Here is a 26,917-nt window from a genome sequence, read left to right as displayed (position 1 = left end):
GGGCTCGGCTGCATGTTTCATTTTGCTAATTTGCCCTACTGGATTTTTCTAGGAATAGGCGTTCTATTATTTCTGCTGGTAATCGTGTCCGGTGGTGGCGATGACGACCTGGATCTGGATGCCGATTCAGATATGGACAATCCGCTTGATCTCGATACTGACTCAGATGCAGACTTTAGTGTCTCTCAATTAATGGCATGGCTGGGTTTTGGTCGAGCGCCTTTGATTCTGCTGCTGGCAACTGACCTCAGCCTATGGGGAGTGTTTGGCTGGATGTTGAATGTGCTGGTCTGGAGCACAATCGGGCAGTTTCCTGGATCGCTGCTGGCTGGCGTAATTCTGGTTGTCTCATTGGGAGTTGCCCTATTCTGCGGCAGCCTTGTGGCGCGACCTGTAGGCAAGGTGTTTGCCTCGTTTGGTGAAGATACTAGCCGCGATCGATTAATTGGCTGCATTGGCAGCGTAGGTTCTGCCGTGATTCCATCCGCTCAAGATGGTCGAATTGGGCAGGTCGATGTCTTAGACTCTGCCCGTAATCGAGTCACGATCAACGCTCAAATGCCGGAGTGGGCAACCGTGATGCCCCGATTTGGCGATCAGGTTTTAGTCATTGATCGTTCTGCTCATACCTACCTAGTTGTGCTCAAAGATAGCCTCGACCAGGACCAGTGGATGGATACATCTCGTAAACAAGACTTACATTAAGGAAGAATTTATGCTGTTCTGGTTGACGTTCATTCAATCCCTACCGACTGTTTCTATTCCCCACGATTCATCGTTTCTGCCACTACCGGCTCAATCAAAGAACCAGGAGCTTCAGATAGGCACTGAGCAACCTGTAGCGCTGTCGCCCCTATCAGTGACGCCACCTGTGCTCGGGCAATTAGGTCCTGGCTTATTGTTCTTTCCCGGTTTGATTGGTGGGTTAGTACTGCTGCTGTTGCTTAGCGTCTGGGCATACACTCGGGTCTACGTGATTACCCCAACCAACGAAGCATTCGTACGAACGGGTGGCGTCTTTGCCAAGCGCAAAACGGTGATTCTTAATGGTGGCTGTGTCATTCTGCCGGGGTTTCATGAGCTAACCCGTGTACCACTGCGAGAAATTTCCATTGATGTGGAGCGGACAGGTAAACTTGCTGTGCGGACGCAGGACTATCTACGGGCAGATATGCGGGTAACATTCTATGTCTGCATCAATGCTTCTGAAGAGGATGTCTTAACGGCTGCGGCTCGTTTGTCACAAAATAAACGCATCACCCCAGAAGACATTAAAAATGCTCTAGAAAAACGGGCAGACGATGCGATTCGGGCGGCAGCGAAAACTAAGAGTCTGGCAGAGATTGATTCTGACAAACTGGGATTCGCTCAAGAAGTTTTGAATCTGGTGCAACAAGACCTCGGTAAAGTGGGGTTAACTCTCAATAACATTGCCATTTCCGAAATTCAAGAAAGTGATACTTACGACGAAAACAATTTCTTTGATGCTCAGGGTGTACGTCTGCGAACCGAAACCATCCAGAAATCGATCCAACAAAAACGCGAGGTAGAGCTGTCTACCCGAGTGACAATCGAGCAAAAAGAATTGGATGCTGAGAAGCGATCGCTGCAAATTGAGCAAGAAAAAGAAAGCGCTCAACTAGAGCAACAGTTTCAGGTGGAAGCGCTCAAAGCGCAACGAGAGCGAGAAATTCAGGAAGCAAAAGAGCGGGAAACAGCGACTATTCAACGCAACAAAATCTTGCAGGCAAAGTCTGTTGAAGAAGAAGAAATCCGCAGACAGCTATCAGTGCAGCAGAGCCAGATTAGCGCTGACATTGCTTTGGAGGAGCGCAGTAAGCAGTTGAAGGTGACGAAAGCCTTACAGCAACAGGAAGCTGAAGTGGCAGAGATTACCCGTCAGCAAATGGTAGAATCTAGCCGTCTGCAAGCCCAGGTGCAAATTGCTGAGTCCGATCGACTAGCAAAACTGGCGCAGGAAGATGTATTGATCGCCGTTGCCAATAAGAAGAGGGAAAGCTTTGTTGCTGAAGCCCAACGAGCCAAAGCCGAAGCGGGCGTCACCACTGCTACCAAAATTGAAGAGGCAGAACGCTCCCAACGACTGGCTGTGATTGCGGCTGAAAAAGATGCCCAGGAAAAACGAGTCATCGAGCAAAACGTGGTCGAAATTGATGTGTTTCGCCGTAGACGGCAGGCAGAAATCGCTCAACAGGCGGCTGAACTGGAAGCTGAAGCCATTCGCACCCTGGCAGATGCAAACCGGGACAAAGCCCTGGCAGAAGCCGATGGCATCCGGGCACAAATGGAAGCTAAAAACGTGATCAGTGATGCTAACTTAACAGCCCAGATCATCACCAATCTCTTTCCCCAGGTTGCTGATCGCCTACCCGAAATGCTGCAAGCACTGGCTCCACAACCTGGAGTGTTGGGAGATGCTCGTATCTACGCTTTCCCTGGAGCCAATGGCAGTAACGGTAATGGCGCAACGGATATCAACAAACTCTTGCTCTCCACCAGTGGTTTATCCCTGATTAATACCCTGATGGATGAAGGCAAGCTAGGTTCGATCGCCACTCAAATCAGTCAATTATTGCGGAGCAATGGCAATAGCAACACTAGTGTTAAACCTTCCGCCGAAATTCACTCAGAACCATCCAGTGAGATTAGTGTCATTCTAGAGGATGGGAAATAAGTTCAACCCATTTCTACAGGAGACATGATGGATCAACGAGAAGTAACCGATCGTGAGGGCATTACCTGGACCTGTATTCAAGCCTTAAGCGGAATCTCGGATGAGGCGGCACAGGTTAAGGGAGAGGAGGATTGCTATTGGGTGGTCTGTACTCCCAGTGGTGGTGCCCAATCGGTGCGGGTAAAGCTACAGGGCGATTGGCAGACAACCGAATCGGATGAGGCCTTGCTGGATGAAATTGCCGCTGCTCAAGAAACTTGATGCAAACTGGTATGGCAAACGGCGATTGCTTCTAGCTAGAACTCCACACAGGAATGTGTTTAAGTGAACGCATTACACTTTATATCTTGGGTGGAGCGTTAGTTGTAGCGACCTCAAGCCGATATAAGAAGAACTAGGGCAGTACAGGCGGCACTATAGGAAGCTACTAACAGTCAGTCCAGTCGCTCTAAAGCTGGTTGCCCCCGCCCTCCAACTGCTCAATAAGTGTTGCCGTTTGCTCCCAATCCAGGTCATCTGCCATGAGTTCACCATCTGCTTCGCGTCGCAGAGCATAACTTTGAGAGCCATATTTGTAGAGTCGAAAGCCCAAAGCCTCAGTGCGATTGCTCCAGTCAAAGAAATCATCAAAGAGCTTCCGTGGTTGCCTCTGTTCCAGCGGCTCTGCTGGTTCTTCCTGATCTTGTCGATCTTGCAGTGAGGGCAGTACCTCTAAGACACCCTGACAGCGGAAATTCCCATCTCCAGCCGTTCGGCGAGCGCTCAGAAGTCCAGCACCCACCCTTCCAAGCCTCTGCCAAAGCACTCAAAGTGTGACGCTGTAGCGCGATCACACGGACGTTAATCAGGGTCATGTTCGCCTCTAGGCTGACATGAAGCCATCATACTTTGAAACTTTGTGCCTCTGCGGCTTGTCTGCCACCGTTCACTATAGGGTCTGAAGTTACTGATCGCGCAACGTAGAAAAAGAAGCCCTCAACATGATTAAAGGCTTTTATACGCGGGGGTACAGAACCCATTAGCCTTGCTCAGTCTACATGAGAGCAGCAAAAAGAACAAGCGTACTAAAGCGCTTTTGCACATCGGGCAGGCTATGTGATCGGGAAGCTGACTCTGCGTTGAGTGGCTTGCAGCTCAAGACTTGACCACAGAAGAAGGGAAGCGGCACTCAATTGAGCGATCGATCGCTGTGCTCTCAATAGATCGCTGGTGCTGCCATGCCAGAGTCAAAAACGCTTCAGGTGCTAGTGCCCTCTGATCTAGGCGGTGTTTCAGCCGATAGGTCTAGGGGAGCTGGGGGTTGCATGACTGATGTTGAAGGGGTCTCTGTTTGTAGGAGTTGCAGTTTTTTTGCCACCAGGTAGGGGTGATTGAAGGGTTGTTGTCATGAGATGCAATTAGAGCTAATCTGAAGCCCGAAACAACGCAAATTCGTTAACTAATAGAGGTAGATGTGGACTACGTCAGAATCTAAATGACGTTCTTTTCGCGGTACGAGTAAATATCTTCCCAGACTTTTTCAATCTGTTGCTTCACAGCCGTGTCTGCCCTCGCACCAAACCGTCTCAAGTTGCAGTGCCGATACCGAGGGCGATGATCCGGCGTGGTGTGATGTCAAAGAGTGCAGGATCTTTACCGGCACCAACGAACGACAGCAGCACTTCACTAACAAAAGCGATTTCAGCGTGATCTAAATTGTCGTAATCGGCTTTAGCCTCCAGAGCCGCATTAGAGAGTAGAAGACTGAGACCGAAGACAAGTAGCTTTTGCATGGCGAAGCGCTGCTAATAATCAACTGCGTCCTGACTGCAGGGTTGGCTCAGTGCGACCGCAATAACTTGCCTTGCTGAGCAACGAAACCCCGTATTGGGGCCTAGCTTAACCTGAGTTCGGGATAAGGATGGGGACAAGAAAGGGGCAAACCCGATAGGCTGAAAATGCTCAAATCTCACGCCTGGTTTGCCCTCATGTTTAGTCTAGAAGAACTCTTTTGCTCCGTTGATGATTTTTGCCGAGCCTTTAAGCCGCAGTGGAAGCAACAACTTTTGGGCTTCGGACTGAAGCAACGGAATCGACCTTGGAGCTTGAGTCTGAGCGAAATCATGACGGTCTTGATTGGGTTTCATCAGTCGTGTTACCGCCACTTCAAAACTTATTACCAAACGAGAGTACAGCGTGAGTGGGCGGTGGCATTTCCTGCATTAGTAAGTTACCAACGCTTCATCAACTGGGTTCCAAGTACCTTAGTGCCGCTGTGCGCCTACTTGCGCTCGTGTTTCGGTCAGTGTAGCGGCATTAGCTTTATGGACTCGACCTCACTCAAAGTCTGTCACAACCGCCGTATTCGGTAGCACAAGGTGTTTGAGCACTTAGCCACACGTGGCAAGACCTCGGTTGATTGGTTCTTTGGCTTCAAGTTGCATCTGGTCGTGATTGACCGAGGCGAACTGCGTAACGTGATCCTGACTTCGGGTAACATCGACGACCGCACACCTGTGCTGAAATTGTTGCAGCAGTTGTTTGGTAAAGTGTTCGCCGACAAGGGCTATGTCTCACAAAAGCTGACACAACAACTGCTGCAAACCGCAGGCATCCAGCTGATTACCAAACTCAAACGCAACATGAAACAGCACTTGCTGCCGCTGGGTGATCGTCTCCTGTTACGCAAGCGTGCCATTATCGAAACCATCATCGACCAGTTGAAGAACATCTCGCAAATTAAGCATTTGTGTCATCGTTCGCCAGTCAATTGCTTTGTCAATATCTTAGGCGGCTTGATTGCCTACTGCCATCAGCCAAAGAAGTCGTCTATCGCCCTTGACCTGGTTACAAGGCTTGCACAGTAACCGTTCTGTTCGATAGCACCAGCGCGAGTGTGGCGAGGAGACTCAGGGAGAGGATTTGCTCTGCATGGTTTTTGCCTGGGTTGCTGAAGGGGTTTGTGTTGCCGTCTTTAGGGCTTACAGACATCCTCAACCGCCAAGCTAAATTGACAGTGGAAGTAAGCTAGAAATTGAGGTCTGGTTGGCTGAGAACTTTCTTAGGAAGCGTGATTCTAGCTGAAGAGCCTTGAGTTTGGGCAGGCAGCAAATCCATCTGTATAGATTCAGCAACAAACGTCCATCATCTAAAGCATGAAGCCGTCGGTTTCCTATTCCTAAAAAGACGAATGGATTAACCATTAAGAGGCTCCATGAATGAACTGAAACTGGCACTGCTCTGCACACAGTAGCGATCGCGTCCTTCATCTTTAGCGCGGTAAAGTGCTGCATCGGATGCCGTGAAGAAAAGTTCAGAATTAAATTGTGGACGAGGAACCATCGTTGCTACCCCCAAACTTAAGGTGACGTACTCTGCGATGTTTGAACTGCTGTGAGCAATGTTTAAGGCTCTAATGTTGGTGCAAATTGCCTCGGCGATAATAGCAGCACCGACCTCATCCGTATTGGGTAGAATGACTGCAAATTCTTCGCCTCCATAACGGGCAGCGAGATCACTAGAACGTTTCACACTGCTACTAATGGCTTTTGCCACCGACATTAAGCAACGATCGCCTGCTTGATGTCCATAGGTATCGTTATAGTGCTTGAAGAAATCCACATCGCATAGAATGAGCGAGAGCGGCTGTTTCTCTCTTGCCATGCGTCGCCATTCTTGAGCAAAGTGTGCATCAAAGCAACGCCGATTTGCCAGACCTGTTAAGCTGTCTGTGTTTGCTAAGCGTTGTAAGGCAAGATTCGCTTCTTGTAATTGCTGCTGTAGCAACGCTTGTTGCTGTTGCAGTTGCGCTTGGGCAATCAGGCGGCGAACCCGTTGATTGAGAACCGCCCAGTGAATTGGTTTGGTGACATAATCTACGGCACCGGACTCAAACGCTCGCTCGACCGATTCTTCGGACTCTAATGCTGTAATCATTAAGACCGGAGCTGGATAAACCTGCTCAGTCGTCGGCAGGGTCTGTAGTTTTGTACAACAAGTAAAGCCATCCATCACAGGCATTAAGGCATCTAACAAGACCAGGTCTGGGTTTAGTTGCACATAAAGGTCTAAACACTCTGCTCCATTCGTTGCTTCGGCAACTTGATAACCCAGTTGCTTCATGGCACGCTTGAGCTGAAGCCGCATCAGTGGCTCATCATCGACAATTAGCACCAGCGGCATAGCCATTTCAGAATGATTGGTTTCTAGCATTGATATTGTTGACGCTCTACAACTAACGCTGCCTGCACTCGGTCAGACTCGACTTCGATTTTGGCAAGATACGTTTCTGCCTCTGCTGGAATTTGTGCGTTAGTCAAGTGTTCTAATGCTTGACAAAGTTGGGAAAGCAAGCTTGCTCCAACAGAAGCACTGGAGGCTTTGAGAGTGTGAGCAGCACGGTGCAGGGTTGCCGCATCTTCTTGAACTAGCGCCACTCGCATTGCCTGCAACTGTTTTGGAGTATGGTCGCAGTAACAATCAATCACCTCTAGCACAAATTCAGCTGCATCAGCCCCTGCCATTTCTTGTAAGTCTTGCAGCGCCTTTGGGTTGAGAACTGAGGACAAAACCTCTACTGTTGTTTCGTGTTTTTGAGCGTTTGAGGATTGTCGATCGATCGATCGACACTGATTTAAGGCTTGCACCAATTCAGCGCCGCGGATTGGTTTGGAGATGTAATCATCCATGCCAGCTTCTAGACACAGTTGGCGATCGCCCTGCATGGCGTTTGCAGTCATGGCAATAATGCGAGGACGCAGGTGAGCGGGGAGGCGATCGCAGATATAACGAGTTGCGGTTAAGCCATCCATTTCGGGCATTTGCACATCCATTAGTACTACATCATAGGGCTGCCGCTGTAAGGCATCCAGTACTTCTAGCCCATTGCTTGCCACATCAGCTCGGTAGCCCATTTGCTGCAAAAACATCAACGCGAGCTTTTGGTTTACCGGATGATCTTCAGCCAGGAGAATGTTCAAGGGCAAACGGTCTGCTAATCGCTCAATGTAAACGGTTGAATGATGAATGGGTTTACGACTGACTGGCTGACCACCAACAATATTGGTCAGCACATTGTAAAGCTGCGATTGCTTCACAGGTTTGTGCAGATAAGCCACAAACTTAGACTGAATTAGTTCAGGCAGGTCTCTTCCAAAGGGTGTGAGCGCGATCAATGCTGGTTTCTGACCGCTACATTGCTCACTAATGGTTGTTAGCAGCGTTTGGCTGTCGGCATCAGGCATCAGAGCCTCTAGAATTACAAAGTCAAAACACACTTCTTGAGCGAGCCAACTGAGTGCGGTTTGGCTAGAGCCAGTTGCTTGCACCACCATGCCCCAAGACTGCGCTTGCTGCACCAGGAGTTGTTGATTGGTCACATTATCTTCAACCACGAGTAACCGCTTGCCCACTAGTTGAGGCTGCGGATCAGCAAAACTGTCTGAAGTGCCCACGACCGACTGAGCGACGATCGTAAACGAAAAGGTTGAACCCACTCCAACCTGACTCTCGACCTGGATGCTGCCGCCCATCATTTCACTCAAGCGCTTACTGATGGCTAACCCCAGCCCTGTACCCCCATATTGGCGAGTGGTGGAGGCATCTACCTGGCTAAAGGACTTAAACAGGCGGTGCAGTCGATCGTTAGGAATGCCAATCCCGGTGTCCTTGATCGCAAATTGCAATTCATACTCAGACGGAGTGGCTTGAGTATCCGCCGTTTGCCGTTGCTCAGCGTCGACTGAAACGGTCACTTCTCCGACTTGGGTAAACTTGATGGCATTGCTGAGCAGATTTAGCAGAATTTGACTGAGGCGGGCAGCATCACCGACGATCGTCGTTGGCACCGATGGGTCAACAAGATAAGCTAACTCCACTCCTTTGTCGGCTACCTGGGTACTCAATAGATCGAGCGATCGTTCCACACAAGCCCGCAAGTTAAAGGGCTGTTGTTCTAAACTAAGTTTGCCAGACTCAATCTTGGAGAAGTCTAGGATGTCGTTAATGAGTGCGAGCAGGGCTTCTCCACTGCTGCGAATGGTTTGAGCAAAATCGTGCTGCTGAGAAGACAGAGGCGTGTTGAACAGCAGACTGGTCATGCCAATCACCCCATTGAGCGGTGTGCGGATTTCGTGACTCATCATTGCCAGAAATTCACTTTTCGCTTGAGTGGCTTTGTCAGCCTCTCGCTTGGCTTGCTCCAGGGCAAAGTTTTTCAGCGTCAACTCTTCTCGCTGTTGCGTTTCCTGGTCTAGTAGCTGTGCCTGCGCCAAGGCAATGCCCATTTGGGCGGCAACAGACTCTAGAAGCTCAATTTCAGCGTCAGTCCATTGGCGGAAGCGATCGCACTGGTGTAGCCCAATCACCCCATTCGTTTCTCCCTGGTAGGAAGTTCGCACTGCCAGCATCGATTTGAGTTGAATCTGGTGACAAATCGGTACGGCTGCCTCAAGCAATGGATCGGCAAAGACGTTGGCAGAGGCGATCGCGCTATCTTGAGCGATCAGGCGTTGAGCATGGGCATTACCAGCAATCGGAATGTTGATTCCCATTACGGATGAACATTCAGGGGTTAAATATTCAGCAACTAAAGGCTTTTTGGGCACTGGAGCAGCAATATAAGTGTGAATCAGGCAACGGTTGACACCAAACGCTTTACCAATTTGAATCGCAGCTGTTTGGAAGATTTGCTCAGTATCTAAACTCTGACGAATCTCATTCGTAATATGCTTGAGCAGTGCTGCCCGCTCTAGCTGACGCTGCAACGCCTTGGTTGCTTGTTGACGCTCTAGTTCTCCCCCTACCCATTGCGTCATCAGTTTTAAAATCTGCTGATCGACAGGTTTGAAGGGTTGTTGAGCTGGTTTATGGCTGCAAAAACACAGCACTCCATATAGCTCACCTGATAACTTAATCTTCATACCGATATAGCTTTCCATACCAAAGGCAGCATAGCCTGGATGTTGGCACCACTCCGATTGAGTCGCGTTTTCAATGCAGACCGGATCATCAGATTTCAGTGTTTCCAGGCAGTAGGTCTGCTGAGTATTAAAGACATCGCCTGCTTTAGCAGATTGATCAGGAGTTTGGACACTTATAACTTCGTAGCGATCGCCTTGAGTATGAGCGAGAAAACCGAAATCGAGATTGAAATGCTGACACCCCATTGCCAATAAGCGCTGGAACCGCTCCTCAAAACTCAGCTCATAGGCAGCGGTAATCTCATAAAGTGCCCGAATCGCAGCTTCGCTCTCTTGTAACTCGACCTCACTTTGCTTACGATTCGTAATGTCATGCATCACGACAACTGCGCCTAGCTTGTGCCCTTGAGAGTCTAAAATCGCTTGTCCACTTCCCAGTAACATCCGGGCTTGCCCTTGCTGAGGCACAATTTTCATCTCGACATCTTGAACAGACCCTTCCTGCCAGGCTCGAAATAGCGGAATCTCTTCCATCCTCATCAGGGTCTTGCCGTCCCCATGATAGAGGTTGTAGTGCTGTGCCCATTGCTCAGCCGGAAGCGGTTGTTCGGGTAAGCCATGCCACTCGCGGGTCGCTCGATTAAACAGGGTCAGGGTGCCTGCCGCATCACACGCCACGATGCCAGCTTCAATCGTATTAAGTATGACCTGCAAAAATTCCTGTTCTTGTTGCAGGGTGGATTCAACGCGCTGGCGGTCACGCATCTCCTGTTCTAGTGCTGAGTTAGTCGCGATCGCGTGACGGGTTGTTTGTCTTGCCCGGTTTGCCAAATGTACCGCCAAGGCGAGCAGCCAAGACAGCGTCAAACTACCTACCAAGGTGATCGTGGGTAGGGGCGATCGCATCTGGTTAAACAGAGCCGCCGTGGGCGAGACCTGGATGCGCCAGTTCAAACCATGCAATTCAACCCTGCTCTCCTTCTGCCACTGCTTGTGATGCAGGGGATGGGAGCCGTGTCGAGTATAAATTTGCTCTGCTCCATCAAAAATGGCAACTTCATAGCCATTCGTATCCTTATCTGACAGAATGCTATCAATCAGTGCTTGAGTTCGGTAGGTGGCAACGATAAAGCCATCAAATCGCTGCTTGGTAAAAATAGGAACATAGACTTGAAATCCCTTTCCCCCTTGCACCAGATCAATAGCATGGCTGACGGTGACCCTGCGCTGTTGATAAGCCACATCAAGTGCGGTTTTGCGTCGTTGCTCAAAGTCCAGCTCAAGGTTCAGCGCTGCTTCATTTCCTTGTAGCGGTACAAGCCAGCGGACGTGGTGAGACGGATCAACCCAAGCGATCGCCTGATAGCTCTTAAAGTCCCTGACATTGAGTAAGGCATTAAACTCCCACTCTTCCTGGGACGGTTTGCCTTGGTATTTCCACTGCTCAGCGATGCGAGCCACTGCCTGAATTTGTGGCTGGATCTTTTCCGTAATTTCTAGCTCTAAATTTCCTGCCTCAACAGCTAAAGCCTGCTGAATCTGAGCCTGTTCTTGCTGCACTAAACCATGCCAGAGCAATATGCTGGCAGCGGATGTACTCACTCCTAGTAGGAGTGGCAGAGTACGAAGTAGCGGGACGGCTCTCTTTTGAATTGCCAGGAAGGAAATCAGCATACGGGGGGTACCGCTTCATCTCAGACTCATTCTTCCCAAGAATCACAATTCGTTATCTTGAAAGAAGGCGTCCCCGTAGCTTTTGAACCAAAACCAATGTGAGGGACTTCAAGCAAAACAACGCATCGGTTTTGCTTCAGTACCTTTTTGCCCGTACTACAAAACTGGGCTACTTTGGGACGGTGACAGCACGCGACAACGTGCTCAAGACCGGCTGCGCCCGTAGGTTCTCATAGCTAGAACCCGTATGCTGCATAGCTAGAACCCGTATGCTAACGTCGTACTGATGCGGAAGCAAGGGACGAGCCTCAACAAGAGATTGAGAACGGTAATGAGTGGCTTTGTTTCTGACTTCGATTAAGCTGAGAGACCTTGCAACATTCTCAACCAGCCCTGGACAAGTGTTTACTGTTCGCGCCTTTTCTAACAGTCTGCGCCTTCGATCAGGTATTATTTCTGCTCGAAGACTTTCTTGGCTACGGAAATTGCGGTCACCGCGTTGGGCCAGCCCGCGTAAAATGCCAAGTGGGTAATAGTCTCAATCAACTCCTCCTGCATGACGCCGTTTTGCCGTGCGAGGGCGAGGTGAGAACGAAGCTGGTTGGGGTGGTTCAAGACAATCAGCGCGCCGACGGTCGCCAAGCTGCGATCGCGCTTTGATAGCTCAGGACGTTTCCAGACATCACCAAAGAGCACGTTGTCAGTTAGCTCGACCACCTTGGGAGCAATATCGCCGATCGCTCTTTGGGCTGCTGTCGGTTGTGCTCTTTGGGCTGCTGTTGGCTGCACACTGCTTATGGCACGTGCTGATGGATTCACCCCCACTGCACGGACTGGCGCACTGTACCGCGCGTCGCTGACCTGTTCCATCCAGTCCACAGGCTTGCCATTGAGTACTTCTTGAATGGCAATGTGCGTCATTAGCGTGTTTGGCGAGGCTCCGTGCCAGTGCTTTACACCTGGCGGAATCCGGACGATATCTCCCTGTCGGATTTCCTTGATCGATCCGCCCCACTGCTGTGCGCGACCTGTGCCCGCTGTGACGATTAGGATCTGCCCCAGTGGATGGGTGTGCCATGCCGAGCGAGCACCGGACTCAAACGTGGTTCAACCTCATGCGGACCATAAGCCTCGGCTGCATCGTAAAAGGTGACGCCCTGGTCGAAGGCTGTCCGAATGAGGTTGAACATCTCCGACCAGGTGGGGATAGTCTGTTGATAGGTACGGCTCATGTTTTGAACGCCAAGTCCGACAGCAGAGACTTCCAGGGTGCCGAGTCTGCGGCGATTGCTCACCATCGGTTGTGTTGTCTGAGCACTGACACTACTGCGCGGAAACATCGTTGTCGCGGCGATCGCTAGTCCTGCCAGGATAAACTCGCGGCGGTCAAATCCAAAACCACCGTTCCTTCCCTTTCGATTAAGCGGTGCGTTGTTCCTACAGAATTTCCTTTCAATGAGTTTTCGTTTTGCATAGAGAAGATTGTTTTCATCGTTTAGAAATGGGAATTAAATTAAGTTGGATATTTAGTAGGGGCGGGTTATGCCGTTAAATCCATTGCAAGGTGCAGATTGGTCTGCTAAACCCTCCCCTACAGATTGCAGATTTATTCAATCCACAATCCTTCACACCCCGTCATCGGCTCCAGCTTTTTGGGGTATCTCGCCCCTTGCACCGTAATTTTGGCTCCGCGCTATCAATGTCACGTAGATCATCAGGTGCAAGTTCAACGGAGATAGCCCCAATGTTTTTCTCCAGTTATTCAGCTTTCAGAGATGCCATATCAATCACAAAGCGGTATTTCACATCGGACTTAAGCAGTTGATCGTACGCTTCGTTGACTTTTTGGATAGGGATGACTTCCACATCAGCAGTGATGTTATGTTCACCGCAAAAGTCGAGCATCTCCTGAGTTTCGGCAATGCCACCGATGCTTGAGCCAGAGAGACTGCGGCGACCCATGAGCAGGCTAAATGCGGCAACCTCCAGGGGCTTTTCGGGTGCACCGACCAGGGTAATGTTGCCATCCAGGCTGAGCAAGTTGAGATAGGCGTTAATATCATGTTTGGCAGAGACGGTGTCGAGGATGAAATCGAAGCTACCAGCGTGCTTTTGCATCTCGTCATCATTGCGAGAGACAACGACCTCATCGGCACCCAAGCGCAGCGCGTCTTCCGTCTTGCCGAGGGACGTAGTAAAGACAACAACGTGTGCTCCCATTGCATGAGCAAGCTTCACGCCCATGTGACCCAACCCACCAAGACCAACTACGCCTACTTTCTTACCCGCTGTGACGCCCCAGTGACGGAGTGGCGAGTAGGTTGTAATTCCAGCACAAAGGAGCGGCGCAACTCCAGCTAACTCAAGGTTTTGGGGAACGCGCAGGACGAAGCGTTGATCGACGACGATGCTATCTGAGTAGCCACCGTAGGTAACCGGAGCAGTCTGGTGTTTGTCTGGGGAGTTGTAGGTGAAGATCACAGTTTGGCAAAACTGCTCAAGACCTGCTTGGCAACGGGGACAGACCCCATCGGAATCGACCATGCAGCCGACTCCCACTAGATCGCCGGACTTGAACTTAGTGACTGCCAAACCAACCTCAGTGACCCGTCCCACAATCTCATGACCGGGCACAATCGGGTAGGTTGTAGACATGAATTCGCTCCACTCATCACGCACCGAATGGAGGTCCGAATGGCAGATGCCGCAGAAGAGGATTTCGATCTGCACGTCGTGTTCGGTTGGATTGCGCCGTACGATCGTGTCGGATGCCAGTGGCGATGTTGCACTGGTAGCGGAGTAAGCTTTAGCGTTGTACATGAATGCTCCTATTGATTTACGTTGGATGTCTGGTACGGTTCGTCACTGTTTTTTTTCATCCAGTCCACGATGCTATCGCCCAGCCTTTTGGCAGTAGGCTGTGTTTGATAGCTATTTTCTAAATTCCTTTACTTGATGCCATGCCAATTGCTGACCCAATCGTAGAGATTGAGCACTAATCGTTTCCTCTATTAGTAGGAATGGAAATTGTGAAGCATCAAGGCTAACCTTGCTGCCTTTTGGGTTGTCAGGGGACAAACCCCTTACTTAATAAAACCTAAGTTGTCGCTTGAATAAAAATCCAGACGCTTGCAAGCAGCTAGAATCACGTTTCATTGCGTTAACCATTGCCAGACCCGTCGATCGCCTACGGAAAGACTTTAACCGACCGCTGCGGATTGAAGACATTGCACGAGAACTGGGCATGAGTGTACCGGGCTTTCATCACCACTTCAAATTAGTTACTGCCATGAGTCCATTGCAGTTTCAGAAGCAGCTGCGGCTCCAGGAGGCTCGCCGTCTGATGCTGGGGCAAAACCTGGATGCAACCAGTGCAGCTTATCAAGTGGGATACGATGATGCCTCGCACTTCAACCGGGAGTACAAGCGGCATTTTGGTGCACCACCGATGCGCGATGTGGAACGCTGAGAGCAACTGCCCAACTGGGACCAACATAGCTTTTCTTAGACCAAAAACTGAGTATTGCGATCGCCCTCTCCTTGTCCTTCTCTGTTACATCAATGTAACGCTATAGCAAAGCAGCAACAGCTTGAGCGCAGACTAGAACGAAAGACCTAGAGCTAAACAAGCCTTACCTTTCATCGCACTGACCTTGTAAAACTGAGGTTCCACCGTTTTTGTAATCACCCATATGTTCTGACCAAAGGGTGGGCGATCGATAGTGCAACTGCCCTTAAGTACAAGCCAATAGTTCCCACTGTCCTTGTAGTTAGCAGATGAGGTGATTTTGATGAACTCGGAATTCATGCCGCCCTTAGGATTGAGGAGAAGGCTATAGACCGAGACACCCGATTTCACTGGCTTTACAGCCAGATCTTTCAGACCAAGCGTGGTCAATTGGCTGAGATCCGCTTCGGTTTTCTGCTGAGCGAAGATGGCACTTCTACCTGATAGCAGCTTAGATCAAGTGGCTCGATAGCAAGCCGTGCTTCTGACCAAAAGATTTGTTGGGAAAGGGTTTCAAACTACAAGTCAACCCTTTGGGATTCGTCTTAAAGCAAGATTTAGCTCGAGACTAAAGTGTGGATGACAAGGGCGCGATTTAACGTGTGATAACTTGTTTGCGTTACGCTCTGACTGATAGATGACTGTATTAGCAGTCTTCAAAGAGTTTGAACATTGTTTTGTAGCAAATCTGTCCTGTTAATGGTTCGGTTAACTACACTGATCAACTGTCTTACCCAAAGATTACTTGGAAGGGGCTGAAGGAGACAACGTTCTCAAAGCCCCTTATGAATCTCGTTTAGTTGCGGGGTTGCAAACAGTTACCTTGTTGCATTGAGAGGTTTCCTGCTGCACGCTGCTTTTTCGCAAGATTGTTCATCTGGTGAACCTGTTGAGCACGATCGCGCCCACGGACGCGCCCACCTTTATTCGAGCGGCTTGGCTTCGCGTTTGATGCACCGAATGACTGAGAGCCAAATTGTGGTTGCACATTTGAGCTTTGCATTTGGCATGGTAAATAGCGCCCTTGCTCCGTTTGTTGCCCATCTAGCTGCGGCTGGTTGTATGGCTGTGTATTGCCTTGCTCGATTTGTTGCCCTGTACTCTGCGATGTCTGTTGTTGCTGTGGTTTTCCTTTTGCTATGGCAGTTGTTGACATACCGATAAGACAAAGAAGTGTTAGACCTAGGTAAAGTGTGCGTTGCATAATGCCCTCTTCAGTTTGCTTCTTGCCTTGCTACCAGGTCTTGCAGCCGTATAAGCCGTCAACAGATACAGTGTGATCAAACGGTAGCCAGTCGCAATTAATACCAAGTATGCCCATAAGGCTAGCGACTCCTATCCATTTAGATCACACCAGCTGATCCTGTTTTGAACTAAAGCAAATGAGAACGTTATCAAGTCTTTGGGGCTGAAAAGGCTTGAGGGTCTGAATGAGTACTTGTTCGCTACAGGTGTAAGACAACATGATTCCTGGTGCGTTAACTCTAGTGCGCTAAGTCGGCACAAACAGGTTCTTGGGGACAGCAGCGTGGCAACCTTGGCGGATGTCTACAACCTGCGTCACACCAAAGTCAACGCCAACGGAAATCATGGAGTACGCTTCATCGGCACTCATCTTGCGTTTGGTTGTGAGAAAGTCCAGCATTTGGTCAGCGGCTTGACGCATTGCTTTGTTTAAATCCTGGTTGAAGCCGTGGGTAATCCAATGCGAATCGGTTTCTAGGATGGGATTGGTGATGGGGAAATCTTTGAGCACAAAGATTTGGATGTAGGAGTTCATGGAGGCTTCGATCGCCGTTCCCGCTAATTCTGCATCACCCTGTGCCATGTGGCTATCACCCACAAAGAAGTTCGCGCCTTTGTTGAAGACAGGGTAATACATCGTTGCGCCTGCCCCAATGCGCCAGTTGTCGATATTGCCGCCAAAGGGACCGGGTGGAATGCTGTTGATGCGTCCACTTTCCTGGGGTGCCACGCCCATGACACCAAAGTGGGGGCGCAGCGGAATCGACACCTTCATCTTGATTTTTTCCCGTGCTGCCGCGTTGGGAGGCGTGATGAAACCAGGCGTGTCGTACTTGGGTCGACCTTTGAAGTCGTAAGCAAAGGCAGGATATGCCAGCGCGGCTTCCATATCAATTTTGTAAATGGTGATGCGCTCTTTTTTGAACGTATCGTATAGATAGCCCCAGTTTGCTGCAATGTTGCTGCCGTAGGGCAGTCGCGGTTCGGTCTTAAGAATCCGTACCATGAGAGTATCGCCGGGTTCTGCACCGTTGACTGCGATCGGTCCCGTCATGATATGCACACCAGGACCACGATCGGTCACTTTGTCGTAAACCGCCTTCACACCTGCATCCATCAGCAAATCGGGAGCATCGCCCGCATGGTGTGTCAGCGCTTCAATGTACACAATGTCACCCGGATTCACTGTGAGAACGGGCGGTTGCGTTTTGTCAAAGTAGCCCCAAAAGCACGTCTCTGGTGTTGCTTTCAGGACGTGAATGTTTTTGGCATCCCGAATCATATCGGCAGCCATGAGAGTTTCGTTTTTTGCCTCGGCTTTGTCACCCCGCAAAAAGCTGACCGCAAAGTTTGACCCTAGTGCGGCGGCGGCTCCAGCAGATGCCAAAAACGCCCGTCGGGATTGCTGCGAAAGGTAGGTGGGATGTTTCTTTAAGAATTCTGCTTCTGTCGCATCAGCAAGTGATTTTTTATCCTTAGTGTCGCTAATAACATTAGGGTCGTGGTGATGCTCGCTATGCCCATGATTAGTATGATCGTGCTCGTGATGATGCTGTGCCATTGATTGCCTACCCTATGCCATTTTGCGGTGACAGGCAAAATCCTAATGATTGCTCAGACGCTCAATTGTGTAATTTGTCACATCGTTACGTTACTTAACAGAAATTTGACGGCTAGAACCAACGTTAGTGTTACTTGATCGCTCGCGCCACAATAGTGGATTCCGCTAACAGTTTGATCGAAACTAAAATTTAGGCAATCAATGGAATGTTGAGCAACGGTTTCCACTGAGCGAAGAACAATACTATCACCAGCCGTTTCAAGCTTTGAGAAGCTAGGCTTAACTTAGAGCCTACCCCTGTGCTCTAGCTTCTACTTTCTACTTCTGTCGCTAACCATGCCCGTAGCACTTCGGCGATCGTCCATGCCTGGGCAATACAGCCTTGGGGCTTCATAGGTGCGTCGCCATCAAAAATTTCACTCAAGCTGCCAACGCCATGAATCGAGAACTGATTTGCCATTGGTTCTAGAAAGGCGCGGGCTTTCGCTGGTTCACCATAAACCCGCAAATGTGCCAGGACAAAGGAACCCATCAACCAGCCCCAAACCGTACCCTGGTGATAGGCTCCGTCGCGCTGAAGCTGATCACCCCCATAGGTGCCCTGATACTGCGGATGATTGGGATCGAGCGATCGTAGCCCGTGTGAAGTCAGCAGCGTGCGTCCACAAACATCCACAACACTCTTCTGCTGCATGATCGTCAACGGGCTTTCGGGTAGTGAGACAGCAAAAAGCTGGTTGGGACGGAGGGATGCATCATCTCCATCAGGACCATCAAGGACATCGTAACAATACCCTAGTTCGGGATGCCAGAAGCGCGAAAAGCGTGCCAGCACTCGATCTGCCATTGCTTCGTATTCCTGGTGGGGTTTGCCGACGATGCGGGCAAGTTTGGCGATCGTCCGTAGCGCGTTGTACCACAAAGCATTGACTTCAATCGGCTTGCCAATACGGGGCGTTACCACCCAATCATCCACTTTGGCATCCATCCAGGTAAGCTGCATCCCTGTTTCACCGGCATAGAGTAACCCATCGGCAGAATCAAGATGGATATTGTAGCGAGTGCCGCGACAGTGCCAATCCACAATGTCTGCTAGCACAGGAAAGAGTTCTTGCACCAGATCTTCATCTTCGGTGACGCCATAGTAGGCGCGGACGGCTTCAAAAAACCAGAGCGTTGCGTCTACGGTGTTATATTCGGGCTGCTCGCCAGCATCGGGGAAGCGGTTGGGAATCATGCCCTGATTCACATGACGGGCATAGGTTCGCAGGATGGAACGGGCAACGTCAGGACGACCCGTTGCAAGGGTGAGTCCTGGCAGGCTGATCATCGTGTCGCGTCCCCAATCGCTGAACCAGGGGTAGCCTGCAATGATGGTTTTGCCGTGCGGTTCTTCTGGGGTCGATCGCTGCACAATAAACTGATCGGCAGCTAGCACTAAGCGGTTGGCAAAGGCGGGAATGTCTTTGGTGTCAACGGGTCGGTTACTGTGCCATAGCCCCAATAGCTTTTGCTCGTAAGCGCGACGCACTCTGAGTGCTGTTTCGCCGTCTCGCTCCGGTTTGCGCTCGGTGCTAGCAATGAGTGTGAGTGTTTCGCCCGGTTGTAGAGTCGCTTGAAAGGTGGCTGCATGGAGATGGTCGTCGCGATCGTTCAAGCCTCGATCGCGCTCGGCTGACAGGTCAAAGCCGTAGTACCAATCATGAGCAGCTGTTACTTCTGCCCGATCGCTGGTGAGATAAAGCTGTGTTGCCTCTGGATACGCAGACACATAGACTCCGTTTTCGGCTGGTACGATCGTCATCCGCCAGCCATTACCCTGTGTGTTGCTGTGATAGTCGCGATAATTCACCATCGCTTTGAGGGTTAGGGTCAACGGTTGGGTCGAGCGCACTAGTTGATAATGCACATAGGTTGTATTTGCGCCGGGGTGCATCCAGATCCGCTTTTGCAGCAACGCATCGGCACAAGCATAGTGCCAGGTAGGAATGCTCGCATCCAGTACAAACTGCTCAAGATGGCGATAACCATGGGGACCAATAGTGCCATCTGCCCATTGATTGGTATGCAACGGATAAAAGCGATCGCCATACAGCGCCGTATCATCTAGCTTTGCCAGCATCAGCGTCCGTCCTAGCGGTGGCTTCAGAGCCGCGACCAGTAGCCCGTGATAGCGTCGGGTTAACAGCCCGGCGATCGTTCCTGACGCATAGCCGCCCGTGCCGTTTGTGACAAGCCACTCCCGCATTGCTGCCTGGTCGAGGTCACCACAAACTTCGCGCCCGAACTTAATCCCCATGAAAACGCCTCTTCGTTCAAGTCTCCATCGCCCATTCTGCCTTATGCGTTCCCCTTTGCGGGGCTGTAGAAAAGTTTAAGTCCCAGTGTGGCAGCGATCGACATGAACGTTTAATACGGCTGAGTAAAGGGTACAGTAGGGCTTATTCAAGTTTGAGAGCCTTAGACATGACGAGAATCCCTTTGAGAGAGTATTTCGTTCTGGCTGGTTTAGCATTTGCGTTAGCCTTCTGCATACATTTTCTTCAGGCAACGCCAGCCCTTTCTGCAACTGAACTAGCTGCGCCTATGACCGCAACCGTGGCTGCGCCTGAACTGACCCGTCAGCCAGAAGCGCTCGTCAAGCTTGGTCCTGAAGCGATCGCCACCGCACCTCAGGCACCTCAGTTAGTCCCAGCAATTCTGGGCGGCAAACCTGTCCACGTGCTGTACAACACTCGCGGTGATGTTATTCTTGTGCGCTGCTACCCCACCTATCAACCATCTCTAACGGTGAAGCCGATGGGCGGACAGCCAAACCAGAGGGAAGGAACACTGACTTGTAAGGCGAATGAGACGATGTAAGGAAGGCAAAAGGCTGAAGGCTAAAGGTTAAAGGCTGAAGGCTAAATTTACGCAAAACTCAAAATGCTCTCTGGTGCTTAACCCATTTCTGTCTCCATGTTCTGTACCCGTTCTGACATGAATCGGTCACAATTCACTGCATAATGATTGCTCAGTTCTTTTATCCAACCGAGGCAGTCATGGGTCGCGCCAAAAAAGTTGTACTGGCATACTCAGGCGGAGTTGATACTTCCGTCTGCATTCCCTACCTGATGCACGAATGGGGAGTCGAAGAAGTTATTACGCTCGCGGCTGACTTGGGGCAGGGCGATGAGCTAGAACCCGTCCGTGAGAAGGCACTGAAGTCTGGTGCCAGCGTTTCTTTGGTCGTTGATGCGACCGAAAATTTTGTGAAAGATTATGCGTTTCCTGCCATTCAGGCAAATGCGCTGTACGAAAATCAGTATCCACTTTCGACGGCACTGGCGCGACCGCTCATTGCGAAGTTGCTAGTCGATGCGGCAGCAGAATATGGTGCTGATGCCGTCGCGCACGGTTGTACTGGGAAGGGGAATGACCAGGTGCGCTTTGATGTGGCGATCGCTGCCCTCAACCCAGACATTAAAGTGCTGACTCCGGCACGGGAATGGGGCATGAGCCGTGAACAGACGATCGCCTATGGTGAACGCTTTGGCGTTGAATCACCAGTGAAAAAATCGTCGCCTTACAGTATTGATAAAAACTTGCTGGGTCGTGCGATCGAAGCTGGACCGCTCGAAGATCCCTGGACGGAGCCACCAGAGGACGTTTACACGATGACAGCAGCGCTTGCTGATGCGCCCGATCAGCCCGAATATGTCGAAATTGGTTTTGAGCAAGGCTTTCCCGTTAGTTTAAATGGCAAACCTGTTGATCCAGTGGCGCTTGTGACCCAGCTTAACGAGATTGTCGGTGCTCACAGCGTCGGGCGCATCGACATGATCGAAAACCGTCTGGTCGGCATCAAGTCGCGGGAAGTGTACGAAACACCGGCACTAACGGTCTTGATACAGGCGCATCGGGATTTAGAAAGCCTTACTTTGACTCCTGACCTGATCCACTACAAGCGTGGCATCGAAGATACCTACTCCAAGCTGGTTTACAACGGTTTGTGGTATAGTCCGCTGCGCGATTCGCTGGATGCTTTCGTCAAGAAGAGCCAGGAACGGGTGACAGGCGTTGTACGAGTCAAGCTATTTAAGGGGCACTCGATCGTCGTTGGGCGCAAATCTACTTACTCCATCTACAGCCCTGGTTTGGCAACCTACGGCGCAGAAGATACGTTTGATCATCGAGCGGCTGAGGGCTTTATCTATGTTTGGGGCTTGCCAACTCGCGTCTGGTCGCAGACAGGAAGACGATAGGTAATTAGCAGTCAGGCTCAATGTAACGGGGCAGTTGCACTTGAAACGTTGAGCCGACGCCAAGTTCACTTTCAACAGTAATGGTGCCGTTCATCTTACGAACAATGAGGTCAGAGATGGCTAACCCTAGCCCTGTGCCGGAGAACTTTTTGGCAAGCGTTTGATCAATCTGGTGAAACGCTTCAAAAATCTTGTCTAGATGCGCTTCAGGAATGCCAACGCCCGTATCTTGCACAGTGATAACGATCGCGTCTGCCCCTGCTTCAGTGACAGTGACGCGCACGCTACCCGCTTCGGTAAATTTGATGGCGTTAGAGATCAAGTTCACTAACACCTGTCGTAAGCGGTTGCTATCAGTCGTCACTAGCGGGTTTTGGAGGTCTAGCTGTACGTCTAGCATCAATCGTTTTTGGTCAACGAGCGATCGCAATTCTTCGACCGTTGCGGTTACTAGCTGTTTCAAATTAACGACTTCTAGCGCTAGCTCCAACCGCCCTGCTTCAATTTTAGACAGATCCAAAATGTCGTTAATGAGCGCCAGCAAATTTCTACCGTTGCTAAGAATACGATCGATCATGTCTCGCTGCTGGGGTACGAGGTGCTGACGCAGCAGCAGTTGAGAGAAGCCAATTACCGCATTCATTGGAGTTCGCAGCTCATGCGACATGGTTGCGACAAACTGCGATTTGAGCTTGGCAGTTTCTTGCAAGCGTACATTTTGGGATTGAATGTGCTGGCGCTGTTTCTCTAGCTCCTGGTTTTGTTCGCCCAGAATGCGGTTTTGGACTTCTAAGCGGTCTTCTCGCTCTTCCAGTGCGTTAATGAGCTGGGCATTTGTGAGGGCGATCGCGGCTTGTTCGCCAAACGCCCCTAGCAGATGTAGATTATCCATGTTAAACGCCGCTGAGTGAGTCCAGTTGCCGATCGCCAATACGCCTAACCTACCTGCTCGTGCAGACTCGATCGCGACAATGCAAAGAGAGCGCGGCAGTGGGGGCAAGGCAGCCGGAGCGATCACAACGGGAGCATCATCAGTGCCCTGCATCTCTGGATCGTCCGCTGCTTGAATGAGGCGTGAACCACCTGTGAGAAAGATCTCGCCCAGCAGCCCTTCACCTGGCGCAAACGCTTCTTCAAGCTGGAAGCGATCGGTCGCCGTTCCAGTAGAAGCGGTCAGTTCCAGCAGTCCAGTATAGGGATTTTGCAGCACGATCAAGCCAAAGGCTGCGTTAGGAATCGCATCACAGATCGCATCAACCATGACCTGCAAGAGTTCAGGTAGATTGGTCAAGCGCTGGTTGAGCAGATCAGTCAACTGTTGGAGGGTTCGCAGTTGCTGCTGGTGCTGACCCAGAATAATGAGTGCATCCCGCAGGTTTTGCTCTGCTTCCTGAGTGGATTGGTAAAGCTGTGCATTGTCGATCGCCAACACTGCTCGCTGCGCCAGATCGGCTGCCAGTTGGCGATCAGTGTCAGTATAGCTGCGCCCAGACGAGCGAGACAGGCACAATGTTAAGGCACCGAGCTTACGGTCATGCACAATCAGGGGTAAGGTCATCAACGAGCCGATATCGAGGGCGCGCAGAAACTCAAGATGCTCCTCATTGTCGGCGATCGACTCAAGCCATGCATCCGTCACCTCTGGCAGAAACACGGTCTGCCCAGTGCTCAAACTCTGTACAACTGGGTGCTGCTTCTGTTTAGTTGTAGGCGTGTGGCAGTGGGCGCGCTGCATCCACCCTTGCTTGTCGGGGTCTACGTGCTGCCAGGTCAAAAGCTCAAACGTGTCTTGCCCGGTCAGGATGTCAAAAAAGCAGCAATCTGCCAACACGGGCACGGCGAGCTGAGCAATGTTATGCAGAATAGTTTGATAGTCAAGCGAAGCCCCCAGTACCGAGCTAGCATCTGCTAGAAAGCGCTGCATTGCTTCTGCCTGCTTGAGTGCGGTGATGTCTAAAAAAGCACCAACGCAGCCTCTCGGCTGATTCTGCTCGTCAAAGAGAGGTGTTGTATAGCTGATGGCATGGATGACCCTACCATCGTCTCTAAGAATGTCAACCTCAGCATCCAGCACTGAACGTCCTGAAGTAGCGGCTGCTTGCATCGGAAGGGCATCCGCCGTGAGCTCTTGTCCCTGACGCAGCAGTCTGTAAGGGGGATCGCCGTCTGCCTGAACGGTCAAAGAAGCGTTTGCATCAGGGGCAATGCCCAGCATCTCAGCATAGGTAGGGTTGACGCGAATCGTTTGGCATTCTGAATCTTCTGCAATCGCAATGCCGATCGGGATCACGTCAAAAAGGGTTTGCAGTTCCGCCACACGCCGCTCCAAATCGCGGTTTAGCTTGACGACCTCATCTTCTGCCTGCTTTCGAGCCGTAATATCGCTCACGATGCCCGACATCCGAAAAAGTGTATTCTGCCCATCGAATTGGGCTTTGCCCCGTGACGTGCAATAGCGGTAGTCACCAGAAGCGTGTCGCAGCCGAAATTCGACATCAAACACCGTACCGTGCTTCAGATGAGCTGTGAGTGCCTTTAAGACACGTACCTGGTCATCAGGATGAATAAGGTGGTAAAACGCATCATAGGCAGTGCTCATCTCCTCACGTGGAATACCAACAATTTCGAGGAGGCGATCGTTACAAAAAACTTCGTTGCGGCAGATATACCAGTCCCAAATGCCATCATGCGAACCTTCTACCACCAGTCGATAGCGCTCTTCACTGATGCGTAGCTGTTGCATTGCTTCTGCCGCTTGCAGTTCGGCTCGATGAATGCGTACGGCATTAGACAAGCTACGCACTAAGGCTTCAGGTACTAGCCTACTTTTCGACAAGTAATCAGCCGCACCCGCCTTCATCAACTCAACTGCAACCTGATCATCCCCCTGCTCAGTGAGAACAACAAGCGGCACTGTGAGGCTTAACTGCTGCATTTGTTGTAGTAGCCACAGCCCATTACCATCTGGCAGGTTGTAGTCTAGCAGCACTGCATCAAACGCTTGTTCTTGCAGAAGCGCGATCGCGCTTCGACAGGTTTCAGTTTCAGTTATCTCTACTACTGCTTTTGCATAGGTAAACGCTTGACGCACTGCTAGTCGCGCCGTAGCGTTACCGTCCACTAACAGAATTCTCAAGGGTTCTTGCATCACTCGTAACCAACCACTAGATCTCAGGAAGCAGCGGCAATCCTGCTTTTACTCCTAATTGCTAGTCCTCCGTTTAAAGGCGCTAATCCTTAAGTACGATTTATGCACTTAGCTACACCTGTTAGTACATTCATCATTAAAGAATGTCCCGCTTTTGTCCTCAATCTATCGACAGGTTAACAGCGCTTTTCAAGGCGTAGCTAGGCTTAGGCAGCTCTAAGGTCGTCATCCTTAAGGTATGAAGCATGGGGATCGTGTCCCGCTTTTCAACCTCAAAGGGTAACTACAGACGTAGCTTTAAGGCTGGCTGCAAAGCGCTTTACAGCAGTAACTCTGACTTCAGATAGATGTATCAGTATTATCTGCCTGCAATTCTCTAAACAGCTAAAAAACAACCCTGATAAACTAATGGTGCGGCTTAAGCGACGAAGGCAGTATAGGAACGCTACGCTGCACAGCAGTCGGCGATTGCCTTTCGATAGTAGGTGCAATAATTGAACAGAATGCTTGCTTTTGCGTGCTTTTTGAGCAGTTAGCCATTTGCTTTTGCGTCGCTATTCTATATGGTGAAATGCCAGAACAACTAGCTAAGATTGGTATATCAGAGCGGGCTTGTTGTCTGCAAGCAAATGATCTACAAACCAACCATTTAGGATTATGATGCAGTCACTAATCCCTTACCCCGCTATTTTTTGGAATTGAGGCAACTGAAGTATGGAAAACATTCGGATCACCCTCATCGAAGATCATGATCTGACACGAGTTGGTATGCGTACAGCGCTACAGCAGCGGGGGTTTAATGTCATTGGCGAAGCAGCGAATGCAACAGACGGGCTAAAACTTTTAGAATCAACTGCACCTGATGTCGCGATCGTGGATATTGGCTTGCCTGACATGGATGGGATTGAGCTGACCCGTCGCTTTAAGCAAACGCAGACAGATTCTGAAGGCGCGGCGATCACAGAAACCAAAGTCCTAATTTTAACTTTGCAGGATAATGAAGAGGTTGTTTTGGCAGCGTTTGGGGCTGGAGCAGACTCTTACTGTATGAAAGACGTGAGTCTGGATAGTCTTGCCGAAGCGCTGCGAGTAACTCATGGCGGTAACTCATGGATTGATCCCGCGATTGCTCGGGTTGTTCTTCATCAGGCGGGTCAAAATGCGCCTAATGGTGAATCGCCGGAGGCAAAAACGGTGGCGATTAATGCCGCTGCCCCAGAGTATAACCAGATCATTGAGGCGTATCCTTTAACCGAGCGCGAACTCGAAGTACTGCAATTGATTGTGGATGGATGCAGCAATGCCTCGATCGCTGAAAAGCTCTACATTACTGTCGGCACTGTCAAAACCCACGTTCGCAACATTCTCAACAAGCTTTGTGCAGACGATCGCACACAAGCAGCAGTACGGGCACTGCGATCAGGCTTAGTGGGGTAAGACTAAAGGCTGAAGGCTAAAAGGATAAAGGCTGAACAACAGTCAATTAGGCTGATTGATCCCCCTCAATTTCCCTTGTAAAGAGGGAAGTTACAGGGGGATCTCGCTTTTTAGCGTCTAAACAATTAGTGAGCCAGGTAAACAGCACGATCGCTTCCCTAAGGAGATTTCTGAGAAAGTACCGCTTGTAGGGGCAGGTTTTGCCAGAATCCATGCTAACAGGCGATTACGTTGGTATCAAACCTGCCCCCTACGGATATTTTGTTTGCTAGAAATCTCCTAAGCACTCAGACATACAGTAGAACGAATTATTTAGCTAGCGATCGCTTTATCTAGCTAAAAAATATTTTTTCGGTTGCTTTAGGCATGACTAAAGCATTACTAGCAATCAAAACGTCAACTAACTGCAAGGGCAAGCTGCAAAATCCTCCTTAAGACGAAGGGAAGGTGTTGTGAAGCGCCTTAGAGTTGAGTTGAGATTTGTTAAGCGATGCCTTGTGAAATGC

General features: G+C 50.3%; 18 protein-coding genes and 3 pseudogenes. 8 read left to right on the top strand and 13 right to left on the bottom strand.

Going from position 1 to position 26,917, the window contains the following annotated elements:
* Positions 1-12 precede the first annotated feature (12 nt).
* Genes H6F76_RS01895 through H6F76_RS01885 form a run of 3 tightly spaced genes read left to right on the top strand, consistent with a single transcriptional unit; the run spans position 13 to position 2,956 of the window.
* Positions 13-705 carry an OB-fold-containig protein gene (locus H6F76_RS01895; protein ID WP_190448492.1) on the top strand — a complete coding sequence of 231 codons (693 nt, stop codon included), beginning with the start codon at positions 13-15 and terminating at the stop codon, positions 703-705.
* A 10-nt stretch (positions 706-715) separates the two neighbouring features.
* Entirely contained in the window at positions 716-2,695 is a 1,980-nt protein-coding gene (locus H6F76_RS01890) for a flotillin family protein (RefSeq protein WP_190505421.1), read from the top strand.
* 24 nt (positions 2,696-2,719) lie between these two features.
* Positions 2,720-2,956: a hypothetical protein gene (locus tag H6F76_RS01885; protein WP_199321858.1), complete on the top strand. Its 237-nt coding sequence runs from the start codon at positions 2,720-2,722 to the stop codon at positions 2,954-2,956.
* 187 nt (positions 2,957-3,143) lie between these two features.
* Here the strand turns inward: H6F76_RS01885 and H6F76_RS01880 are convergent, their stop codons facing one another.
* Positions 3,144-3,476 (bottom strand): hypothetical protein, encoded by a 333-nt coding sequence (locus tag H6F76_RS01880; protein WP_190505419.1) that lies wholly within the window; start codon positions 3,474-3,476, stop codon positions 3,144-3,146.
* Positions 3,477-4,260: 784 nt separating this feature from the next.
* Entirely contained in the window at positions 4,261-4,467 is a 207-nt protein-coding gene (locus tag H6F76_RS01875) for a hypothetical protein (RefSeq protein WP_190505417.1), read from the bottom strand.
* A gap of 195 nt (positions 4,468-4,662) precedes the next feature.
* Between H6F76_RS01875 and H6F76_RS01870 the strand changes: the two are divergent.
* Positions 4,663-5,541, top strand: a pseudogene (locus H6F76_RS01870) (IS982 family transposase).
* 328 nt (positions 5,542-5,869) lie between these two features.
* On the opposite strand, the gene H6F76_RS01865 reads toward H6F76_RS01870, so the two are convergent.
* The 6 genes and pseudogenes from H6F76_RS01865 to H6F76_RS01845 all read right to left on the bottom strand — a co-directional run bounded on the left by H6F76_RS01865 (position 5,870) and on the right by H6F76_RS01845 (position 14,088).
* Positions 5,870-6,886 (bottom strand): PleD family two-component system response regulator, encoded by a 1,017-nt coding sequence (locus tag H6F76_RS01865; RefSeq protein WP_190505415.1) that lies wholly within the window; start codon positions 6,884-6,886, stop codon positions 5,870-5,872.
* Positions 6,880-11,268, bottom strand: coding sequence for a response regulator (locus H6F76_RS01860; RefSeq protein ID WP_190505413.1), 4,389 nt, complete (start codon positions 11,266-11,268; stop codon positions 6,880-6,882). The genes H6F76_RS01865 and H6F76_RS01860 overlap by 7 nt, the downstream gene beginning before the upstream one ends.
* A gap of 450 nt (positions 11,269-11,718) precedes the next feature.
* Entirely contained in the window at positions 11,719-12,189 is a 471-nt protein-coding gene (locus H6F76_RS30165; protein ID WP_242036472.1) for a carboxymuconolactone decarboxylase family protein, read from the bottom strand.
* Between the two features lie 69 nt (positions 12,190-12,258).
* A pseudogene (locus H6F76_RS30160) lies at positions 12,259-12,315 on the bottom strand (cupin domain-containing protein); the annotation flags it as partial.
* Positions 12,315-12,608, bottom strand: a complete 294-nt coding sequence (locus H6F76_RS29485; protein WP_199321857.1) for a hypothetical protein — start codon at positions 12,606-12,608, stop codon at positions 12,315-12,317. The gene H6F76_RS29485 and the pseudogene H6F76_RS30160, both read right to left, overlap by 1 nt.
* A gap of 418 nt (positions 12,609-13,026) precedes the next feature.
* On the bottom strand, positions 13,027-14,088 hold the full coding sequence (locus H6F76_RS01845; protein ID WP_190505411.1) for an NAD(P)-dependent alcohol dehydrogenase: 1,062 nt from the start codon (positions 14,086-14,088) through the stop codon (positions 13,027-13,029).
* Between the two features lie 346 nt (positions 14,089-14,434).
* Here H6F76_RS01845 and H6F76_RS01840 point away from each other — a divergent pair.
* Positions 14,435-14,737 (top strand): annotated as a pseudogene (locus tag H6F76_RS01840) (AraC family transcriptional regulator); the annotation flags it as partial.
* 132 nt (positions 14,738-14,869) lie between these two features.
* Here the strand turns inward: H6F76_RS01840 and H6F76_RS01835 are convergent.
* The 4 genes from H6F76_RS01835 to H6F76_RS01820 all read right to left on the bottom strand — a co-directional run bounded on the left by H6F76_RS01835 (position 14,870) and on the right by H6F76_RS01820 (position 19,881).
* The gene (locus H6F76_RS01835; RefSeq protein WP_190505409.1) at positions 14,870-15,166 is read right to left on the bottom strand and encodes a hypothetical protein; all 297 of its coding nucleotides are present in this window, start codon (positions 15,164-15,166) and stop codon (positions 14,870-14,872) included.
* Between the two features lie 406 nt (positions 15,167-15,572).
* Positions 15,573-15,932: a hypothetical protein gene (locus H6F76_RS01830; RefSeq protein WP_190505408.1), complete on the bottom strand. Its 360-nt coding sequence runs from the start codon at positions 15,930-15,932 to the stop codon at positions 15,573-15,575.
* A 336-nt stretch (positions 15,933-16,268) separates the two neighbouring features.
* Entirely contained in the window at positions 16,269-17,582 is a 1,314-nt protein-coding gene (locus H6F76_RS01825) for an acetamidase/formamidase family protein (RefSeq protein WP_199321856.1), read from the bottom strand.
* Between the two features lie 304 nt (positions 17,583-17,886).
* Positions 17,887-19,881 (bottom strand): amylo-alpha-1,6-glucosidase, encoded by a 1,995-nt coding sequence (locus H6F76_RS01820; RefSeq protein WP_190505406.1) that lies wholly within the window; start codon positions 19,879-19,881, stop codon positions 17,887-17,889.
* Positions 19,882-20,048: 167 nt separating this feature from the next.
* Between H6F76_RS01820 and H6F76_RS01815 the strand changes: the two genes are divergently transcribed.
* Both H6F76_RS01815 and H6F76_RS01810 read left to right on the top strand, forming a co-directional pair.
* Complete coding sequence (locus H6F76_RS01815) at positions 20,049-20,444, top strand: hypothetical protein (protein ID WP_190505404.1); 396 nt, start codon at positions 20,049-20,051, stop codon at positions 20,442-20,444.
* A gap of 179 nt (positions 20,445-20,623) precedes the next feature.
* Positions 20,624-21,826, top strand: a complete 1,203-nt coding sequence (locus H6F76_RS01810) for an argininosuccinate synthase (RefSeq protein WP_190505440.1) — start codon at positions 20,624-20,626, stop codon at positions 21,824-21,826.
* A gap of 4 nt (positions 21,827-21,830) precedes the next feature.
* On the opposite strand, the gene H6F76_RS01805 is transcribed toward H6F76_RS01810, so the two are convergent.
* The gene (locus H6F76_RS01805) at positions 21,831-24,974 is read right to left on the bottom strand and encodes an ATP-binding protein (RefSeq protein ID WP_190505401.1); all 3,144 of its coding nucleotides are present in this window, start codon (positions 24,972-24,974) and stop codon (positions 21,831-21,833) included.
* 714 nt (positions 24,975-25,688) lie between these two features.
* On the opposite strand from H6F76_RS01805, the gene H6F76_RS01800 reads away from it, so the two are divergent.
* Positions 25,689-26,411, top strand: a complete 723-nt coding sequence (locus H6F76_RS01800) for a response regulator transcription factor (RefSeq protein WP_190449190.1) — start codon at positions 25,689-25,691, stop codon at positions 26,409-26,411.
* Positions 26,412-26,917: the final 506 nt, after the last annotated feature.

Source organism: Leptolyngbya sp. FACHB-321 (assembly GCF_014695975.1).
Lineage (GTDB): Bacteria > Cyanobacteriota > Cyanobacteriia > Leptolyngbyales > Leptolyngbyaceae > Stenomitos.
This window is presented reverse-complemented; position numbering and strand designations above follow the sequence as displayed.

What these genes read in the sequence shown, in the direction of transcription:
- H6F76_RS01895 (WP_190448492.1), top strand. Translation starts at nt 13, where the DNA reads ATGTTTCATTTTGCTAATTTGCCCTACTGGATTTTTCTAGGAATAGGC.
- H6F76_RS01890 (WP_190505421.1), top strand. Translation starts at nt 716, where the DNA reads ATGCTGTTCTGGTTGACGTTCATTCAATCCCTACCGACTGTTTCTATT.
- H6F76_RS01885 (WP_199321858.1), top strand. Translation starts at nt 2,720, where the DNA reads ATGATGGATCAACGAGAAGTAACCGATCGTGAGGGCATTACCTGGACC.
- H6F76_RS01875 (WP_190505417.1), bottom strand. Translation starts at nt 4,467, where the DNA reads ATGCAAAAGCTACTTGTCTTCGGTCTCAGTCTTCTACTCTCTAATGCG.
- H6F76_RS01865 (WP_190505415.1), bottom strand. Translation starts at nt 6,886, where the DNA reads ATGCTAGAAACCAATCATTCTGAAATGGCTATGCCGCTGGTGCTAATT.
- H6F76_RS01860 (WP_190505413.1), bottom strand. Translation starts at nt 11,268, where the DNA reads ATGCTGATTTCCTTCCTGGCAATTCAAAAGAGAGCCGTCCCGCTACTT.
- H6F76_RS30165 (WP_242036472.1), bottom strand. Translation starts at nt 12,189, where the DNA reads ATGACGCACATTGCCATTCAAGAAGTACTCAATGGCAAGCCTGTGGAC.
- H6F76_RS29485 (WP_199321857.1), bottom strand. Translation starts at nt 12,608, where the DNA reads ATGTTTCCGCGCAGTAGTGTCAGTGCTCAGACAACACAACCGATGGTG.
- H6F76_RS01845 (WP_190505411.1), bottom strand. Translation starts at nt 14,088, where the DNA reads ATGTACAACGCTAAAGCTTACTCCGCTACCAGTGCAACATCGCCACTG.
- H6F76_RS01830 (WP_190505408.1), bottom strand. Translation starts at nt 15,932, where the DNA reads ATGTCAACAACTGCCATAGCAAAAGGAAAACCACAGCAACAACAGACA.
- H6F76_RS01825 (WP_199321856.1), bottom strand. Translation starts at nt 17,582, where the DNA reads ATGGCACAGCATCATCACGAGCACGATCATACTAATCATGGGCATAGC.
- H6F76_RS01820 (WP_190505406.1), bottom strand. Translation starts at nt 19,881, where the DNA reads ATGGGGATTAAGTTCGGGCGCGAAGTTTGTGGTGACCTCGACCAGGCA.
- H6F76_RS01815 (WP_190505404.1), top strand. Translation starts at nt 20,049, where the DNA reads ATGACGAGAATCCCTTTGAGAGAGTATTTCGTTCTGGCTGGTTTAGCA.
- H6F76_RS01810 (WP_190505440.1), top strand. Translation starts at nt 20,624, where the DNA reads ATGGGTCGCGCCAAAAAAGTTGTACTGGCATACTCAGGCGGAGTTGAT.
- H6F76_RS01805 (WP_190505401.1), bottom strand. Translation starts at nt 24,974, where the DNA reads ATGCAAGAACCCTTGAGAATTCTGTTAGTGGACGGTAACGCTACGGCG.
- H6F76_RS01800 (WP_190449190.1), top strand. Translation starts at nt 25,689, where the DNA reads ATGGAAAACATTCGGATCACCCTCATCGAAGATCATGATCTGACACGA.